Origin of the sequence: Devosia sp. 67-54 (assembly GCF_001899075.1) — a bacterium.
Lineage (GTDB): Bacteria > Pseudomonadota > Alphaproteobacteria > Rhizobiales > Devosiaceae > Devosia_A.
In genome coordinates, this window is the sequence record NZ_MKVA01000003.1 from 117,722 (window position 1) to 133,334 (window position 15,613).

The 15,613-nt window shown below is 69.7% G+C and carries 18 protein-coding genes; 13 read left to right on the forward strand and 5 right to left on the reverse strand.

What is annotated here, in order from left to right; genetic code table 11:
• Positions 1-876, forward strand: a complete 876-nt coding sequence (locus tag BGO82_RS03170; RefSeq protein ID WP_291304098.1) for a 4-(cytidine 5'-diphospho)-2-C-methyl-D-erythritol kinase — start codon at positions 1-3, stop codon at positions 874-876.
• Positions 877-939: 63 nt separating this feature from the next.
• Here BGO82_RS03170 and BGO82_RS03175 read toward each other — a convergent pair whose 3' ends face one another.
• Positions 940-1,236, reverse strand: coding sequence for a DUF1905 domain-containing protein (locus tag BGO82_RS03175; RefSeq protein ID WP_291304099.1), 297 nt, complete (start codon positions 1,234-1,236; stop codon positions 940-942).
• A 5-nt stretch (positions 1,237-1,241) separates the two neighbouring features.
• A complete protein-coding gene (locus BGO82_RS03180; RefSeq protein ID WP_291304100.1) occupies positions 1,242-2,258 on the reverse strand; it encodes a polyprenyl synthetase family protein in 1,017 nt (338 codons plus the stop codon).
• A gap of 70 nt (positions 2,259-2,328) precedes the next feature.
• Between BGO82_RS03180 and BGO82_RS03185 the strand changes: the two genes are divergently transcribed.
• The 7 genes from BGO82_RS03185 to BGO82_RS03215 all read left to right on the forward strand — a co-directional run bounded on the left by BGO82_RS03185 (position 2,329) and on the right by BGO82_RS03215 (position 6,687).
• Positions 2,329-3,111: a methyltransferase gene (locus tag BGO82_RS03185; protein ID WP_291304101.1), complete on the forward strand. Its 783-nt coding sequence runs from the start codon at positions 2,329-2,331 to the stop codon at positions 3,109-3,111.
• A 49-nt stretch (positions 3,112-3,160) separates the two neighbouring features.
• Positions 3,161-3,985, forward strand: coding sequence for a S49 family peptidase (locus BGO82_RS03190; protein WP_291304102.1), 825 nt, complete (start codon positions 3,161-3,163; stop codon positions 3,983-3,985).
• Positions 3,986-4,130: 145 nt separating this feature from the next.
• Positions 4,131-4,346 (forward strand): hypothetical protein, encoded by a 216-nt coding sequence (locus BGO82_RS03195; protein WP_291304103.1) that lies wholly within the window; start codon positions 4,131-4,133, stop codon positions 4,344-4,346.
• A gap of 37 nt (positions 4,347-4,383) precedes the next feature.
• A complete protein-coding gene (locus BGO82_RS03200; protein WP_291304104.1) occupies positions 4,384-5,148 on the forward strand; it encodes an SDR family NAD(P)-dependent oxidoreductase in 765 nt (254 codons plus the stop codon).
• A complete protein-coding gene (locus BGO82_RS03205; RefSeq protein WP_291304105.1) occupies positions 5,145-5,342 on the forward strand; it encodes a LuxR C-terminal-related transcriptional regulator in 198 nt (65 codons plus the stop codon). The genes BGO82_RS03200 and BGO82_RS03205 overlap by 4 nt, the downstream gene beginning before the upstream one ends.
• A 79-nt stretch (positions 5,343-5,421) precedes the next feature.
• On the forward strand, positions 5,422-6,375 hold the full coding sequence (locus tag BGO82_RS03210; RefSeq protein ID WP_291304106.1) for a LuxR C-terminal-related transcriptional regulator: 954 nt from the start codon (positions 5,422-5,424) through the stop codon (positions 6,373-6,375).
• A 99-nt stretch (positions 6,376-6,474) separates the two neighbouring features.
• A complete protein-coding gene (locus BGO82_RS03215) occupies positions 6,475-6,687 on the forward strand; it encodes a hypothetical protein (RefSeq protein ID WP_291304107.1) in 213 nt (70 codons plus the stop codon).
• Here the strand turns inward: BGO82_RS03215 and BGO82_RS03220 are convergent.
• Positions 6,684-9,242, reverse strand: coding sequence for an autotransporter domain-containing protein (locus BGO82_RS03220; protein ID WP_291304108.1), 2,559 nt, complete (start codon positions 9,240-9,242; stop codon positions 6,684-6,686). The two genes, BGO82_RS03215 and BGO82_RS03220, sit on opposite strands and share 4 nt — an antisense overlap.
• A gap of 190 nt (positions 9,243-9,432) precedes the next feature.
• Between BGO82_RS03220 and BGO82_RS03225 the strand changes: the two genes are divergently transcribed.
• Positions 9,433-10,155 carry a LuxR family transcriptional regulator gene (locus tag BGO82_RS03225; protein ID WP_291304109.1) on the forward strand — a complete coding sequence of 241 codons (723 nt, stop codon included), beginning with the start codon at positions 9,433-9,435 and terminating at the stop codon, positions 10,153-10,155.
• A 108-nt stretch (positions 10,156-10,263) separates the two neighbouring features.
• Positions 10,264-11,169, forward strand: a complete 906-nt coding sequence (locus tag BGO82_RS03230) for a glycine--tRNA ligase subunit alpha (RefSeq protein WP_291304435.1) — start codon at positions 10,264-10,266, stop codon at positions 11,167-11,169.
• A gap of 2 nt (positions 11,170-11,171) precedes the next feature.
• Here the strand turns inward: BGO82_RS03230 and BGO82_RS03235 are convergent, their stop codons facing one another.
• Positions 11,172-11,654 carry a GNAT family N-acetyltransferase gene (locus BGO82_RS03235; protein WP_291304110.1) on the reverse strand — a complete coding sequence of 161 codons (483 nt, stop codon included), beginning with the start codon at positions 11,652-11,654 and terminating at the stop codon, positions 11,172-11,174.
• A gap of 106 nt (positions 11,655-11,760) precedes the next feature.
• Between BGO82_RS03235 and BGO82_RS03240 the strand changes: the two genes are divergently transcribed.
• A complete protein-coding gene (locus tag BGO82_RS03240) occupies positions 11,761-12,126 on the forward strand; it encodes a glyoxalase (RefSeq protein WP_291304111.1) in 366 nt (121 codons plus the stop codon).
• Between the two features lie 162 nt (positions 12,127-12,288).
• Here BGO82_RS03240 and BGO82_RS03245 read toward each other — a convergent pair whose 3' ends face one another.
• Positions 12,289-12,780: a GNAT family N-acetyltransferase gene (locus BGO82_RS03245; protein ID WP_291304112.1), complete on the reverse strand. Its 492-nt coding sequence runs from the start codon at positions 12,778-12,780 to the stop codon at positions 12,289-12,291.
• Positions 12,781-12,965: 185 nt separating this feature from the next.
• Between BGO82_RS03245 and BGO82_RS03250 the strand changes: the two genes are divergently transcribed.
• A complete protein-coding gene (locus tag BGO82_RS03250; protein WP_291304113.1) occupies positions 12,966-13,523 on the forward strand; it encodes a LemA family protein in 558 nt (185 codons plus the stop codon).
• An 85-nt stretch (positions 13,524-13,608) separates the two neighbouring features.
• Complete coding sequence (locus tag BGO82_RS03255; RefSeq protein WP_291304114.1) at positions 13,609-15,561, forward strand: DUF2207 domain-containing protein; 1,953 nt, start codon at positions 13,609-13,611, stop codon at positions 15,559-15,561.
• Positions 15,562-15,613 lie beyond the last annotated feature (52 nt).

Here is a 15,613-nt window from a genome sequence, read left to right on the forward strand (position 1 = left end):
ATGGCCGAGCCTTTGGTCGAGGCCGCCCCGGCCAAGCTCAACCTTGCCCTGCACGTCACCGGCCGCCGCGCCGACGGCTACCACGCGCTCGAAATGCTGGTGGCCTTCGCCGAAATCGGCGACGAGCTCGAGGCGCGCCCCGCCGCGCGCGACAGCCTTGCCATCACCGGCCCCTTCGCCCCGGCGCTCGGCACCACCGAAGGCAACCTCGTGCTGCGGGCGCTGTCTGCCTTTCGCGCCCGCTGGCCCGCGGCGCTGCCGCCCGGCATCGCCCTCACGCTCCGAAAGAACCTGCCGGTCGCCGCCGGTCTCGGCGGCGGTTCCGCCGACGCGGCGGCGGCGCTGCGGCTGTTCGCCGCCATGGGGCAGGGCGGCGTCGCCTTCGCCGACCTCCTCGCCCTTGCCGCCCCGCTGGGCGCCGACGTGCCGATGTGCCTCTATTCGCGTCCGGCCGAAGTGCGCGGCCTCGGCGAGATCGTGCTGCCGCTCAAGGCCTTCCCTGCCTGCCACGCCGTGCTGATCAACCCGCTGGTACCGGTGGTCACCGCCGACGTGTTCCGCCGGCTGGAGCGGCGCGACAATCCCGGCCTGCCGCCGCTGCCCGATCCGCTGCTGCGCCCCGCCCAGCTTGCGCTCTGGCTCGACGAGACCCGCAACGATCTCGAGCCGCCGGCGCTGGCGCTGGTGCCGGCAATCGGCGAGATCAAGGCGCGGCTCGCCGGCATCGACGGCTGCATCCTCGCCCGCATGTCCGGCTCCGGCGCCACCGTGTTCGGCCTGTTCGGCTCCGGCGCCCAGGCCCACCAGGCCGCGCACGACCTGCGCACCCGCTACCCCGACCACTGGGTCGCCGCTGCGCCGCTGCTCGGGGTGTGACCTTCAGCAGTTGGACGATAAGGCGCTCTCGCGACTGATCCGACAGCGCGCGAATGAAAAGCGTTACCGCGCTGCGACCGTCATCGTCACCTGAACCTCGTCCCCCGCCGTGACATCGCAGCGCCGCCGCACCTCCGCCTTGAGCGGCAGCAGATAGGTCCCGTCCTTGGGGAACAGCGAGGTGGTGAAGCGCACGCCGCCGATCTCGGCCGCCACCGGGATCACGCCCCAGCCATAGCTGACGTGCTTTGCGGTCCGGCGGATCGCCTCGGCCTCGGTCCTGGGGATCGGGGCATAGAAATACGGTGCCGGCCCGCGCCATTCGATGACGGTCGCGGCAAACGCCAGCCGCCCGGACATCGCAACTAATACGCCCGGCTGACGTAGAACTCGGCGATATCGCTGAGGATCGTCTTCATCTCGCTCGGTGGCAGCGGCGCCAGCGCCTCGCGCGCCTTGCGCACATGCGCATTGGCCTCGTCCACCGTGCGCGCCAAAGCATTGTGCCGCGTCATGATGGCCACCACCTGGCTCAGCGCCGTGTCGCTCGCATCGGGCTTGCCCAGCGCCGCGGTGATGATGTCGCGCTCCGCCGGGTTGGCGTCGGCGAGCGTCAGGATCACCGGCAGCGTCATCTTGCCTTCGCGCAGATCGTCGCCGGTGTTCTTGCCCATGGCGCCGCTTTCGCCGCGATAGTCGAGCACGTCGTCGACCAACTGGAACGCCAGCCCCAGCTCCATGCCGTAGTCGCGCAGCGCGCCGCGCCCCGCCGCGTCGGCGCCGCCGGCCATGGCGCCCACTTCCGCCGCCGCCTGGAACAGCGTTGCAGTCTTGGCGCGGATCACCTGGTCGTAATCGTCCGGCGTGGCGCTGAGGTCGCCGGCCTTGGAAAGCTGGAACACTTCGCCCTCGGCGATCACCGTCGCCGCCTTGGCCAGCACCTCGAGCGCGTCGAGCTTGCCGGTCTCGACCATCATCAGGAACGCCTGGCCCAGCAGGTAGTCGCCCACCAGCACGCTCGCCTGGTTGCCCCAGATGATGCGCGCCGCCGGCCGGCCGCGCCTGAGATCGCTCTCGTCCACCACGTCGTCGTGCAGCAGCGTGGCGTTGTGCATGAATTCGACCGCCGCCGCGTAATTGGTCTGCGCCCCCTCGGCCCCGCCGAACAGCAGCGCCGCCGCCACCGTCAGCATCGGCCGCAGCCGCTTGCCGCCGGCCTCGATCAGATAGCGGGCGAGTTCGGGCACCATCTCGACATGGGAATCGGCGCGCTTCAGGATCAGCGCGTTGACCTTGTCCATCTCGGCCTGCGTCGCCGCCAGCAGCCGGTCGAGCGCCCCGAGGCCGTCCTGCTCTTTCGCCGCTGCCGCCGAACCTGCCATCGACTCCGTCCGTCCCGTTGAGCCCTGGGCGCAAAACACTATGATCGCGCCGAACCAGCCCGAAACCGCCATGTCCCTAGCCCACGACGCAACGATTGTAAAACGCGGCAACGTCACACATGACGCCTTTCTCGGCGGCCGGCTGACCATTGCCCAGCCGGCCCAGGGCTTCCGGGCTGGGCTCGATTCGGTGCTGCTCGGCGCCGCGGTCGGCCATTCCGCCGGGGCGCTGCTCGATCTCGGGGCAGGGGCGGGCACCGCCGCGCTGGTGGCGCTGGCGCATCACCCCGCGCTCACCGCCACCCTGGTCGAGTCCGATCCCGCCATGCTGGCGCTGGCCGGAGCCAACATCGCCGGCAACGCGCTCGCCGGCCGCGCCGGCGCGCTCGGCCTCGACGTCACCGCCTCCGGCCGCGTCCGCGCCGCCGCCGGTCTTGCCGCCGACGCCTATGTCTCGGTGATCGCCAATCCGCCGTTTTTCGCCGCCGGCCGCGGCACCCGCGCCACCGCCCGCGGCGCCGCCGCCCGCCACATGACGCCCGCCGAGCTCGATCTCTGGGTGAAAACCGCCGCCACCCACGCCGCGCCGGGCGGCGAGCTCATCCTCATCCACACCGCCGACAGCCTGCCGGCGCTGCTCGCCTCGGTCACCGCCCGCTTCGGCGCCGTGACCGTGCTGCCGCTCACCCCGCGCGACAGCGAGCCGGCGCACCGCATCCTGGTGCGCGGCATCAAGGGCTCGCGCGCGCCGCTGACGCTGCTCGCCTCGCGCCCCCTCCACACCCCCGGCGGCCGGCAGTTCCGCTCCGAATTCGAGGCCATCTTCCGCGGCACGGCACGGCTGCACTGGTAATCGGCGCGCCCCGGCTCTACATCACCCGCGGGATTTCCAGGACCTGCATATGGCCAAGCCGACCGGATTTCTTGGACTCGTCACCCGGCCGTTCCGTCGCGGCGGGCCGGTGATTCCGCTCGTCCGCCTGCATGGCGTCATCGCCGCCGACCAGCGCCCCGGCCGCATCAATATCGAATCCGTGGCGCCGCTGCTCGAGCGCGCCTTCGACATGCCGGGCAGCACCGTCGCCATCGTCGTCAACTCCCCCGGCGGTTCCGCCGTGCAGTCGCGGCTCATCGCCAAGCGCATCCGCGACCTCGCGCGCGAGAACGGCAAGCAGGTGCTGGTCTTCGTCGAGGACGCCGCTGCCTCCGGCGGCTATTTCATCGCCACCGCCGGCGACGAGATCATCGCCGACCCGTCCTCGATCGTGGGCTCCATCGGCGTCATCTTCGCCGGCTTCGGCTTTCCGGGAGCCCTGGCCAAGCTCGGCGTCGAGCGCCGCGTCCACACCGCCGGCCGCAGCAAATCCACCCTCGATCCCTTCCTTCCCGAAAAGCCCGAGGACGTCGAGCGCATCAAGCAGATGGAGCTCGACATCCACCAGGTGTTCATCGACTGGGTGAAGTCGCGCCGCGCCGGCAAGCTCAAGGCGCCCGACGACCAGCTGTTCACCGGTGAGTTCTGGAGCGGCGTTCGCGGCCGCGACCTCGGCCTCGTCGACGCCCTCGGCGATCTGCACGAAACCCTGATCGCCCGCTTCGGCAAGGACGTGCGCATCAAGACGATTGCCCCCAAGCGCGGCTTCCTCCGCCTGCCCAGCTTCGGCCTTGCCGCCGACCTCGCCGCCGCCATCGAGGATCGGGCATACTGGACGAGACTCGGACTATGACCATGCGCAAAGGGTGTTGCTTGCCCCCCATCGTTATTCCCGCCCACCTCCCCATCGTCACTCCCGCCCATCTTCCCATCGTCATTCCCGCGAAAGCGGGAATCCACACCGCGCCGTCCGACTTCACCACGCAAGGCCTCGTCGCATGACCGGCTTCCTCATCCGCCTCATCGTCATCGTCATCGTCTTCGGCGCCATCTATTTCGGCATCCGCCGCATCTGGCGTGACTGGACCAGGCAGTTCCGCGTCGAGGAAAAGCAGGTCCGCGAGCGCGACCTCAGGGAACGCGCCGCCCCCGGCGTCATTACCCTCAAACGCGACAAGGACGGCACCTTCCGCCCGCCCGGCGACGAGCGCTAGGCCCGGCACCCCGCCACCCCATCCGAGGAGAGTTTCGATGCGGTTCGAGCGGCGCGCCATCTACGTCACTGGCGGCGGCCATGGCATCGGCCGCGCCACCTGCCTGCGCCTGGCGAAAGAGGGCGGGGCGGTCGCCGTCTCCGACATCGACGAGGCCGCCGCCCGGCAGGTCGCCGACGACATCGCCGCCAATGGCGGCACCGCCATCGCCACCACCTGCGACGTCACCCGCCGCGACTCGGTCGACGCTTCGATCGCCGCGGCCGCCGCGCATTTCGGCCGCCTCGATATCCTCGTCGCCACCGCCGGCGGCGACTGGAGCGAGCCGGTCTTCGACCAGATCAGCGACGAGCTGTGGGAGCAGAAGCTCGACGTCAACCTCACCGGCACCTTCCGCTGCATCCGCGCCGCGCTGCCGCATCTGCTCGCCGCCGGCCCCGGCAGCAACGTCGTCGGCATCGGCTCGGTCAACGGCAACGCCGCCATCGGCGGCTACCCCTATTCGGCGGCCAAGGCCGGCCTCGAAATCCTCATCAAGAACCTCGCTCTGCGCTACGGCCCGCGCGGGCTGCGCTTCAACCTCGTCACCCCCGGCACCATCCGCACCCGCGCTTGGGACGGCCGCGAGCGCGACCTCGAACGCTTCGCCCGCCTGTATCCGCTCGGCCGCGTCGGCGAGCCGGCCGACATCGCCGCCGCCGTCGCCTTCCTCGCCTCCGCCGACGCCGCCTGGATCACCGGTATCACCCTGCCGGTCGAAGGCGGCCTCCTCGCCGGCCCCGTCCGCCCGCCGGACGCGTGAGCCGCGTCACCCGCCCGGAGCAGCGGCTCGCCGCGCTGGTGGTCGAAGGCCTGGCGCTGGCCGAGATCGCCCGCCGCATGGGCGTTACCGTCAACACCGCCCGCACCCACCTCAACCGCGTCTTCGACAAGGTCGGCGTCCGTACCCAGTCGGCGCTGGTGCGCGTGCTGCTCACCGCCATCGCCCCGCTCTAGTGCTGTCCTCCGTTGCGGGGACTCGCCGCGACCGGCGGGGCCGCTATGATGCGGCCGGATCATCGCGGGAGGGGCCGCCATGCCGGATAAAGCCGCCGACGAAGCCGCCATCCTCGCGCTCATCGAGCGCAACCGCATCGCCGTCTGGACCGGCGATTTCGAGGCGTGGGAAAGCTGCTTCGTGCATGCCGACTACACCACGCGCTGGGGCTGGTGGCAGTCGGGAGGCATCTTCGTGCGCCGCGGCTGGGACGAATTGCAGGCTCGCATGCGCGACAGCGGTCCGCGCCCGCGGCCGAACTACGCCTACGACACGACGGTGCACAACCTCTCGCTGCGCATCGGCGCCGACATGGCCTGGGCCACGTTCGAACAGCATTATCCCGGGCCGGAGGTGGCCGAGGGCGGCACCGGCCTCACCCGCGAGATGCGCGTCTTCGAGCGGCACGATGGCCAGTGGAAGATTGCTTTTCTCGGCTTTCTCGCCGGCGCCGCCGGCGGCCTCAACATCTTTCACCTCGATACCGACGGCCGCGTCCGATGGGCCAGCGCCAGTGCCAGAACGGCGCTCGCCGCCGACGACAACCTCGTCATCCGCAACGGCGCGCTGCGCTTCCGCGACCGCCGGCTGGACCGGCAGCTGACCGAGGCCATCGCCTGGGCGGCGGCGCTCGATCGCACCTACATGTCGACCCATGGTGCGCTGCCGATTCTCGCCGAAGCAGGAGAGGGGCTCGCCACCCGCATCTACTGGATCATCGCCGACGCCGGCCTCATCCTGTTCTCGCTCGGCGAGCAGCGCGCCAACGAGCAGCGCCTCGACATGGCGGCCCGCATCTACGGCCTGTCTCCGGCGCAGCGCACCCTCGCCGGCCTCGTCTCGGAGGGCCTGAGTCTGGGCGAGATCGCGGCGTGCATGGGCATCAGCGCCAACACCGCGCGGACCCATCTCAACCGCGTCTTCGACAAGACCGGCGTGCGCACCCAGCCGGCGCTGGTGCGCGTGCTGCTGACGGCGTTCGCCCCGGTCTGAGCCGTCCTCCGTTCGGAGGACACGCGATTGTCGCCGGTCCGGCTGACAAATGCCCGCCGCGCCCGCTGCTAGCCTTCTCCCATGCCGAGGGAGATCGCCATGACCCTGATCCTGACTGCGCCAGCCATTGCCAGCGACGCCGAGCCGCGCGCTGCCATCCGCCTTGCCGCCCACGCCCGGCTGCTGCGCCGCCGGCTCCGCCGCCTGCAATTGCGCTGGCGGTTCCAGCACCGCGACCCGCGGCTGTGCGACGACGTCGGCGTCCGCCCGCGCCTCGCCCCGCCGTTCCTCGCCGAATTCCTGCAGCGCTAGAACCGGCCCGCCAGCGTCGCCGTCAGCCCGCCCGACGCCAGCCCGCTGCCCAGCATGCCGCTATAGCCCAGCGACAGGCTGGTGCTCTCGCTGAGGTCGAGCACCGCGCGCGCCTCCAGCACCGCCGCATCCGAGGCGACCGCCGTTCCACTGAGGCCGAACGGCCCGCTGCCGGCAAAGCTGTTGGCGATGTCGATGCCGCCGCCGAACGCATGCCGCCAGCCGAGGCTGCCCCGCGCCGTCACCAGCAGCGTATCGCCCAGCACGAACTTGTCCTCGCCCGCCACGCCCAGCGTCACGAACAGCGCGTTGACCACGCTCGCGGCGCTGTGCAGCTGCCCCTGGCCGCCGGTTTCGGTGAAGGCATCGGTCGCGTGGTTCACCGCATCGACGCGCGCGAACGGCGTCAGCGTCATGCCGCCCACCGCGAAATCGCGGCTGAGTTCGGCAAAAAGCTGCGCCGTGCCGGCGGCGTACGACGCCGTGACCGTGTCGCTGACGCCGGGGAACACGATCGAGCGGCTGGTCTGGATCAGGTGCCGCGTATAGGCCGCCCCGGCCTTGAGCGTCACCACGCCCAGCCGGGCCCCGCCATAGACGGCGCCGCTCACATCGGTGCTGCTGCCGGTCAGCGCCTGCGCGCCGATGCCGGTGATGCCGATGCCGCCCAGCACGCCGAGCCGCACGTCCTCGTTCACCTTGCCGTCGGCGCCCAGCACGAAGCCGCTGGCGCCGCTCTGCCAGCCCATGGCGTTGCCATTGCCGGCCTGCGCCGCGAGCCCGCCATAGCCGGCGCCCCACACCGTCACGCCCTCGATCTGGCCGAGCAGCATCGGTCCGGCGCCATAGGCGCTGACCATGCCGCGGGTGTCGAGCGCGGCGAACGCCTGCTCGATGCGGCTGTTGATCGCCTGCGGCAGCGCCTGGCTGCCCTCGACCAGCGCGCCGGCAACGCCCGCATGCCCGGCGCCCGACAGCGCATCCATCGCCGCCGGCACCTCGGCATCGCTCAGCGCCGCAAGCTGCGCCGCGTAGGGCTGGCTGGCGCAGCCCATGGCGTCGAGCGCCGCCGCCGTGCTCGCCTGGTTCGGCGTGTTGGTGAAGCCCGTGAACAGCCGGCCGACGCCGTTGCTGATGTCGAGATAGGCGCTGGTCGCATCGTAGCTCAGCGACACATTGCTGAGCAGCGTGCTGAGCGAGAACGTGCCCGTCCGCCCGGTGCTGGTGAGGATCGGCAGCGAAAGGTTGCCGCATGCGGCGGGCGTGCCGGTCACGTTCAGCGTGACGTTGCTGCCGATGAACGCCGTTCCCGCCGCCACGATCCGGTCGGCGGTCGCGCCGTCGATCTCGACATCGTAGAAGCTGTCGTTGCCGAACACGATGGCGCCGGTGTGGAGCATGCCCACCGAATTGCCCGGCGCCACATGCCCGTTCGCCCGCACGTCGACCGCGCCGACCGTGCCGTTGCCGCCCAGCGTGCCGCCGCCGTTCACCGTGATCGCGGTGTTGTGCATGTCGCCATTGATGCTGAGCAGTCCCGCATCGATCGTCGCGACCATCGCCGCGGCGTTGTCGCCGCTTAGCGACCATTTGCCCGTGCCCTGCTTGGCGATCGCCTCGAAATTGACGAGCTGGCTGATGGCGAAGCTGCCGCTCGTCGTGCCGTCGAGCACCAGCGTGTCGGTGTCGCCGCTGCCCCTGCCGTCCACGATGCCGGTGGTGGTCGAGCCGGTGACCAGCGTCACCGTGTCGTTGTTGTCGGTGAGGAGCATGGCGGTGCCGCTGCTGCCCACGATCCGGCCGCTATTGGTGACGTGCACCGCTGCCGCGCTCGCATCGAACACCACGATGCCCGTCGTACCCGACAGCGTGCCGCTGTTGACGATGCTGTCGGCGCCGTTGCGCAGCCACACCGCCTCGCCATTGGCGGCCTCGATGGTGCCGCTGTTGGTGAGGCTGCCGACCCGTCCGGTGGCCACCAGCGCGTCGTCGCCGCTGTCCGCCGCCGTGTTGCGGATCGTGCCGGCGTTGACGAAGGTCGCAACCGTGCCGTGAAACACCAGCACGTCGTCGGAATCGCCGGTGATCGAGCCGTTGAGCGCGTTGGTGAAGGTGCCGGTGACATTGCCGGTGATGTAGATCGTATCGTAGCGGGTCGCCGCGATCGTGCCGTCATTGGTGAAGTCGCCGACGTCGCCACCGATCCTGAGCGCGCCCGCATAGCTTGCGTCGCCGCCACGGATCGTCCCGTGGTTGACGAAGCTCGCCACATTGGCGGCGTTCGCCGAGTCCGGGCTGCCATTGTAGCCGATGAAGACGCCGGTGCTCTTGGTCCCGAAAATGTTGCCGCCGCCCTCGTTGAGGAACGACACGATGCTGCCGGTCGAGCGCACCGCCGGCTTCTGCGACACATCCGTCACATTGCCGGTGGTGTCGAGCGATCCGCCCGTTACGATGTCGAGGCCGCCGGTGACATCCGCCGCCCATGCCGGCGCCGCCGACGCCAGCAGCATTGCCGTGACCAGCCCCAGCCGATGTCGCCTCGCAAATCCCACGCTTCGTCCCCCGGCAGTCGCCTCGATGCCGGGCAAAAACGTAGGCGGCCCAGGCCGGTAGGCCAACTCTCGGATTCGATAGGGATAGAACGGTTTTGCACACCGGCGGACACCGCGACCGCATCGGCCGCCATATTTGCGCTCGGTGGGCCGTCATGGCACACTCTGCCGCCCCGAGGATCGCCGCTCCATGCTCTCGAGAACCCTCGCCGAGATCGAAGCCGTGCTCGCCGCCGACACGCCCGAAGCGGCCAGCCGGCGCTTCTTCGAAGCGCTGTCGCCGCTCGGCGCCACCTATCTGCAGACCCGGCTCTATCGCCGTCCGGAGGTGGCGCTCACCTCCGAGACGCATTGGGCCGCCGGCGGCGTCGTTGCCCGCATCGCCCCGCACGACTGGGTCGGCAGCGCCGCCTTCAACTATGTCTGCTTCACCTGCAATCCGCTGCTCGGCGCCATCCGCGAGAGCCGCACCCGCTACCGCTTCTCCGATTTCGCCCCGCATGGCGGCCGCGCCTTCGGCTCCTATTGGGACGCCATGGGCGAGGCCGGCATCGGCGAGGCGCTATGCGCCACCTCCTACGGCCCCGATCGCGCCATCGCTTCGCTGCATCTGGGTTTCGCCCGGCGCGATTTCGCTGCCGACGAAGCCCGCGCCATCCATCTGGCCGGCCTCGTGCTCACCGAGCGGCTGATGGAGTTCGCCCGGCCCGCCGGCGACCTGCCGGCGCTCACTGGCCGCGAGCGCGATTGCCTCGCCTTCGTCGCCGATGGCCGCACCGACTGGCAGATCGCGGCGCTGCTCGGCATTTCCGAGCCTACGGTGCGCTTCCACCTCAACAACGCCCGCCGCAAGCTCGGCGCCGTCAACCGCGCCCAGGCCGTCGCCCGCTTCGCCGGCCGCGGCCTGATGTAGCCCGCCGCCCCGATTTCCGCCGGCGCAATTGACCCCCGGCCCAGCGCCAACTAGGGTCCGGCCGCATTCCGACGGACCACAGACAAGATGCCGAATACCCCCGCCGACATGGACCCCCGGACCTCGTTCCAGGGCCTCATCCTCACGCTGCAGCGCTTCTGGGCCGACCAGGGCTGCGTCATCCTGCAGCCCTACGACATGCAGATGGGCGCCGGCACCTTCCACCCCGCCACCACGCTGCGCGCGCTCGGCCCGAAGCCGTGGAGCGCCGCCTATGTGCAGCCCTCGCGCCGCCCCAAGGACGGCCGCTATGGCGAAAACCCCAACCGCCTGCAGCACTACTACCAGTTCCAGGTGATCCTGAAGCCGTCGCCCGACAACATCCAGGAGCTGTATCTGCAATCGCTGGCCGAGATCGGCCTCGATTCGACCCTGCACGACATCCGCTTCGTCGAGGACGATTGGGAGAGCCCGACGCTGGGCGCCTGGGGGCTGGGCTGGGAATGCTGGTGCGACGGCATGGAGGTCAGCCAGTTCACCTACTTCCAGCAGGTCGCCGGCTTCGAGTGCAACCCGGTGCCGGGCGAGATCACCTACGGCCTCGAGCGCCTCGCCATGTACGTGCAGGGCGTCGAGAACGTCTACGACCTCAATTTCAACGGCGGCGGCAACGACAAGGTCACCTATGGCGATGTGTTCCTGCAGAACGAGCAGGAGCAGTCGCGCTACAATTTCGAGGCCGCCGACACCGACATGCTGTTCCGCCACTTCGCCGACGCCGAGGCCGAGTGCAAGGCGCTGCTCGAAAAAGGGCAGGGGGCCGGCCCCGACGGCCACCATGCGCTGGCGCTGCCGGCCTATGAGCAGGTGATCAAGGCCAGCCACAATTTCAACCTGCTCGACGCCCGCGGCGTCATCTCGGTCACCGAGCGGCAGAGCTACATCCTGCGCATCCGCGAGCTCGCCAAGGCCTGCGGCGCCGCCTGGCTGCAGACCGCCGGCGGCGGCGCCTGACGCTACGAGCTGGCCTTCGCCCTGAGCGCCGCGGCGGTCTTCTGGCCGGCCGGCAGCACCTTGATCATCACCACGCCGGGCTCCTCGTAGCCCTCGCGCCGATAGAAGGCGCGGGTGCGGGTCCGCGCCGCATAGGTCTCGAGCTTCACGATCTCGCAGCCCAGCCGCTCCGCCTCCGCCTCGATCCAGGCCATCAGCCTCGCGCCGATGCCGGCGCTGCGCTGCGCCTGGTCGACCACCACATTGTCCGGCTCGACATAGCGGCCGCACCACAGCGCCACGCCGGTCCAGAAGCCGGAAACGCCCACCATGGCGCCGTCGCGATAGGCGGCGACGCAGCGGTAGCCGCCGGCCTCGAGCATGAGGGCCAGCCGCGCCTCGAACGTCGCTTCGTCCAGCTCGGGATTGGATTGCTGGATCAGCGGCCGCATGCTCCGCATCTCGGCGAGCCCCACCAGCTCGCGCAGCTCGATGTCGCTCCCCATCGCGGGTCTCCCGCCGATCCTGACGCGGCCCGACGATAGCAGCGGCGGCCGGCCCGGTCCACGCGCCGCCCTTGACGCCTGCCGGTTTCGAGGGCACGAAAATCCCATGATCGCCCTCGACCACGTCAACATCCACGCCGAGGATCTCGAGGCGGCGCGCGACTTCCTGCTCGCCGTGCTGCCCGATCTGCGCCAGGGCTTCCGTCCGCCCTTCGGCTTCGAGGGCTATTGGCTGTATCTGGGCGAGGAGCCGGTCATCCACATGCAGACCCGCGCCGGCGGCATGGGTGGCCGCGGCTGGATCGACCACCTCGCCTTCGCTCCCTTCGACTTCGCGACCGAAAAGGCCCGCCTCGACGCCGCCGGCCTCGCCTACACCGAAGGCGGCATCCCCGGCAGCGGCATCCGCCAGCTCTTCGTCTCCGGCCCCGAAGGCCTGAAGATCGAGCTGCAATGCCCCGAAGCCGGCTGACGCTGCGACCGGCATGCTGTGATTGCCGCCCCCACCCCCAGCCCCTCCCCGCAAGGGGGGAGGGGAGCCTGACTGCATCACTGTGCCTGCGGCTCCATCGCCCCCCTCCCCCCTGCGGGGAGGGGCCGGGGGTGGGGGCCGCGCGCACCAGATGTGCAGTCCTCACTCCTCCGTCGCCGTCCGATGCGCCGCCGCCTCGGGAAACTCGCCATCGGCCCAGGCGCTCAGCGGCTTGATCACCACCAGGCTGTCGTCGGAATAGCCGCTGCGCTGGTAGAAATGGTGCGTGCGCTCGCGCCCCAGGATCATTCCCGCCCGCGTGATGTCGCAGCCGAGCCGCCGCGCCTCCGCCTCGATCCACGCCATCAGTTTTGCCCCGATGCCGCGGCTGCGCAATTCCCTGTCCACCACCAGGTGGTCCGCCTCGACATAGCGGCCCGACCACAATTGCGTGCCGGTCCAGAACCCGGCGACGCCCACCATCCGCTCTCCTTGCCAGGCGGCGATGCAGCGGTAATTGCCCTGCGCCAGCATGGCCGCCAGCCGCTCGGCAAACAGCGCTTCGGGCAGCGCGCCCGACTGGCTGTAGAGCGGATAGATCGTGCAAATCTCCGCAAGCCCCCTGAGCTCGCGTATCTCGATGTCGTCGGCCATCCTGTGCTCCCCCCGGCGATAAAGCCGCCATCCTGACCTGCCGGGCTGCCGCCGTCCACCGCTTGGCGGATTTACAGATCGGTGTTCATCCGCCATTCAGCCGTTCTGCGTCAGTTGCAGCGTCCGCGCGCCGGTGCCAATGTCCGGCGGTGCTCGGCGCGAGGGGCGCGCCTGTGGAGGCTTTCATGATCGGCTGGATCGTTCTCGTCATCGTCGTGGTCGTGCTCGGCTACGCCGTCGTCGCCTACAACAATTTGGTCCGTCAGCGGCAGCTCACGCAGGAGGGCTGGTCGGGCATCGACGTGCAGCTCAAGCGGCGCGCCGACCTCATCCCCAATCTGCTGGAAGCGGTGAAGGGCTACATGGCGCACGAGCGCGATACGCTCGAGGCCGTCACCAAGGCCCGCACCAGCGCCATCGCGGCGCAGAACGGCACTCCCGAGCAGCGCGCTCAGGCCGAAGGCATGCTGTCGCAGGCGCTCGGCAAGCTGATGGCGGTCGCCGAATCCTATCCCGACCTCAAGGCCAGCCAGAACTTCCTGCAGTTCCAGGGCGAGCTCAGCAACACCGAGAACGAGATCCAGCTGTCGCGCCGCTACTACAACGGCACTGCCCGCGATTTGAACACCGCGGTCGAATCCTTCCCCTCCAACATTCTCGCCAACATCTTCCACTTCGAGAAGGTGCAGTTCTTCGAGATCGACAATCCCGCCGACCGCGCCGTGCCCACGGTGAAGTTCTAGGGCACTCGCCAACGGCCATCACCCACCGCATCGTCATTCCCGCGCAAGCGGGAATCCGGTGCGGCGTCGCCACGGAGCACGATTCATGGGCCTGATCCCCGCAGCACGCTGGCTTGGCAGCCTTGCCCTTGCGGTGGCTCGGCAACTGGCGCTGGTCCTCGCGACGCTGGTGGTATTCGCCGCCCCCGCTTTTGCAGTCGAGGCCATCCAGTCCTTCGACAGCAAGGTGACGCTCGCCGCCGACGGCACCGTCGACGTGGTCGAGACCATCGCCGTCAACGCCGAGGGCAGCCAGATCCGCCACGGCATCTATCGCGACATTCCCACCCAGCTCATCAACGACGACAAGTCGCGCCAGCGCTCCGACCTCGACGTCAAATCGGTGTTCCGCGACGGCAAGCCCGAGCCCTATTCGCTCGAGGGCCTCGGCGCCGGCTTCAAGCGCATCAAGATCGGCGACGCCGACACCTGGCTCGACGACGGCATCCACACCTACCAGATCCACTACACCATGAGCCGCATGGGGCGCTTCTTCGCCGACCATGACGAGCTCTACTGGAACGCCACCGGCAATTACTGGGCCTTCCCCATCCTCAAGGCCACCGCCGAGATCACCCTGCCCGCGGGCGCCAGGATCTCCGGCGTCGTCGGCTACACCGGCGTCGCCGGCTCGCCGGAAAAGGCCGTGACCGCCAGCACCGATGGCGGCAATACCGCCAGCTTCGTCGCCCAGCGCGAGCTGCGCGCCGGCGAGGGCATGAGCGTCGCCGTCGAGTTCCAGAAGGGCATTCTGGTCGAGCCGCAGGGCGCCGCCGCGCTGGCCGACTGGCTGTCGGATCATCGCGAGCTGGTGTTCCCGCTGCTCGCCGCGCTCATCGTGCTCGGCTACAACCTCTGGGCCTGGAACGCCGTCGGTCGCGATCCGAAAAAGGGCACCATCATCCCGCTGTTTCATCCGCCCGAGGGGCTCGATCCGGCGCAGGTGCACTACATCTCCGGCATGGGCTTCAAGCAGAACGGCTGGACGGCGCTCACCGCCTCGATCTTCGATCTGGGCGTCAAGGGCCTCGTCACTATCGACACCGCCGGCAAATCCACCACCATCAACGCCACCAATGCGTCGCCCGCCGCCGCGCTGCCGCCCGGCGAGGGCAGCGTCTACGAGTTCATCAAGGCGCGCGGCAGCGTCAGCCTCGACAAGACCGACGGCCCGGCGCTCAACACCCGCCGCTCGGCGCTGGTCTCCGAGATCAAGGGCAAGAGCGGCGAGACCTATTTCAGGAACAACGTCGCCTACACACTGCTCGGCGTCGCCCTGGCGGCGGTGCTGCTGCTCGGCCTGGTCTGGCTCGACGTCATCGATTTCGGCATGCTCATCGTCGCCGTGATCGTCGCCATCGTGGTGGGCGTCGTCGTCGGCGTCTTCGGCAATCACGGCGGCGGCAGCGTCGTCGGCCGGGTGTTCCTGATCGTCTGGATCGGCATCGTCGGCTTCAACCTCGCCGGCTCGGCGCTGAGCTTCGTTTCCGGCATGCGCATCGACCTCGGCCTGGTCGGCGCCGCCTCGATCATCATCGTCGAGATCGTCTTCGCCTTCCTGATGCGCGCGCCCACCGTCGCGGGCCGCAAGCTGATGGACCAGATCGAGGGCTTCAGGATGTACCTGCAGACCGCCGAGGCCAACCGCCTCAACTACGTCGACAAGGGCGAGCCGCAGATGACCATCAAGCGCTTCGAGTCGATCCTGCCCTTCGCCATCGCGCTCGGCGTCGAAAAGCTCTGGTCGCAGCGTTTCGAGGCCGACCTCGCCCGCAACGCCGTCGCCGACGCCACCGGCGGCAGCTACTCGCCGCTCTGGTACACCGGCGGCGACTGGTCCTCGGGCTCGCGCGGCTTCTCCAGCGCCGTCTCCTCGGTGGCCTCCGGCATGTCCGCCGCCATGATCGCCGCCCAGCCCTCCTCCTCCAGCGGCTCCGGCTTCTCCGGCGGCGGCGGCTCCGGCGGTGGCGGCGGCGGCGGTGGCGGCGGCGGGTGGTAGAAACTTCTAGAAATTGACATTTTCTTTCTAACTCCCTAAATCTGCTGTTCCA

Bases quoted from the DNA above. Each gene is read 5' to 3' on its own strand.
- BGO82_RS03210 (WP_291304106.1), top strand. From the start codon at position 5,422: ATGCCGGATAAAGCCGCCGACGAAGCCGCCATCCTCGCGCTCATCGAG.
- BGO82_RS03180 (WP_291304100.1), bottom strand. From the start codon at position 2,258: ATGGCAGGTTCGGCGGCAGCGGCGAAAGAGCAGGACGGCCTCGGGGCG.
- BGO82_RS03215 (WP_291304107.1), top strand. From the start codon at position 6,475: ATGACCCTGATCCTGACTGCGCCAGCCATTGCCAGCGACGCCGAGCCG.
- BGO82_RS03170 (WP_291304098.1), top strand. From the start codon at position 1: ATGGCCGAGCCTTTGGTCGAGGCCGCCCCGGCCAAGCTCAACCTTGCC.
- BGO82_RS03175 (WP_291304099.1), bottom strand. From the start codon at position 1,236: ATGTCCGGGCGGCTGGCGTTTGCCGCGACCGTCATCGAATGGCGCGGG.
- BGO82_RS03200 (WP_291304104.1), top strand. From the start codon at position 4,384: ATGCGGTTCGAGCGGCGCGCCATCTACGTCACTGGCGGCGGCCATGGC.
- BGO82_RS03235 (WP_291304110.1), bottom strand. From the start codon at position 11,654: ATGGGGAGCGACATCGAGCTGCGCGAGCTGGTGGGGCTCGCCGAGATG.
- BGO82_RS03190 (WP_291304102.1), top strand. From the start codon at position 3,161: ATGGCCAAGCCGACCGGATTTCTTGGACTCGTCACCCGGCCGTTCCGT.
- BGO82_RS03230 (WP_291304435.1), top strand. From the start codon at position 10,264: ATGGACCCCCGGACCTCGTTCCAGGGCCTCATCCTCACGCTGCAGCGC.
- BGO82_RS03195 (WP_291304103.1), top strand. From the start codon at position 4,131: ATGACCGGCTTCCTCATCCGCCTCATCGTCATCGTCATCGTCTTCGGC.
- BGO82_RS03240 (WP_291304111.1), top strand. From the start codon at position 11,761: ATGATCGCCCTCGACCACGTCAACATCCACGCCGAGGATCTCGAGGCG.
- BGO82_RS03185 (WP_291304101.1), top strand. From the start codon at position 2,329: ATGTCCCTAGCCCACGACGCAACGATTGTAAAACGCGGCAACGTCACA.
- BGO82_RS03245 (WP_291304112.1), bottom strand. From the start codon at position 12,780: ATGGCCGACGACATCGAGATACGCGAGCTCAGGGGGCTTGCGGAGATT.
- BGO82_RS03250 (WP_291304113.1), top strand. From the start codon at position 12,966: ATGATCGGCTGGATCGTTCTCGTCATCGTCGTGGTCGTGCTCGGCTAC.
- BGO82_RS03255 (WP_291304114.1), top strand. From the start codon at position 13,609: ATGGGCCTGATCCCCGCAGCACGCTGGCTTGGCAGCCTTGCCCTTGCG.
- BGO82_RS03225 (WP_291304109.1), top strand. From the start codon at position 9,433: ATGCTCTCGAGAACCCTCGCCGAGATCGAAGCCGTGCTCGCCGCCGAC.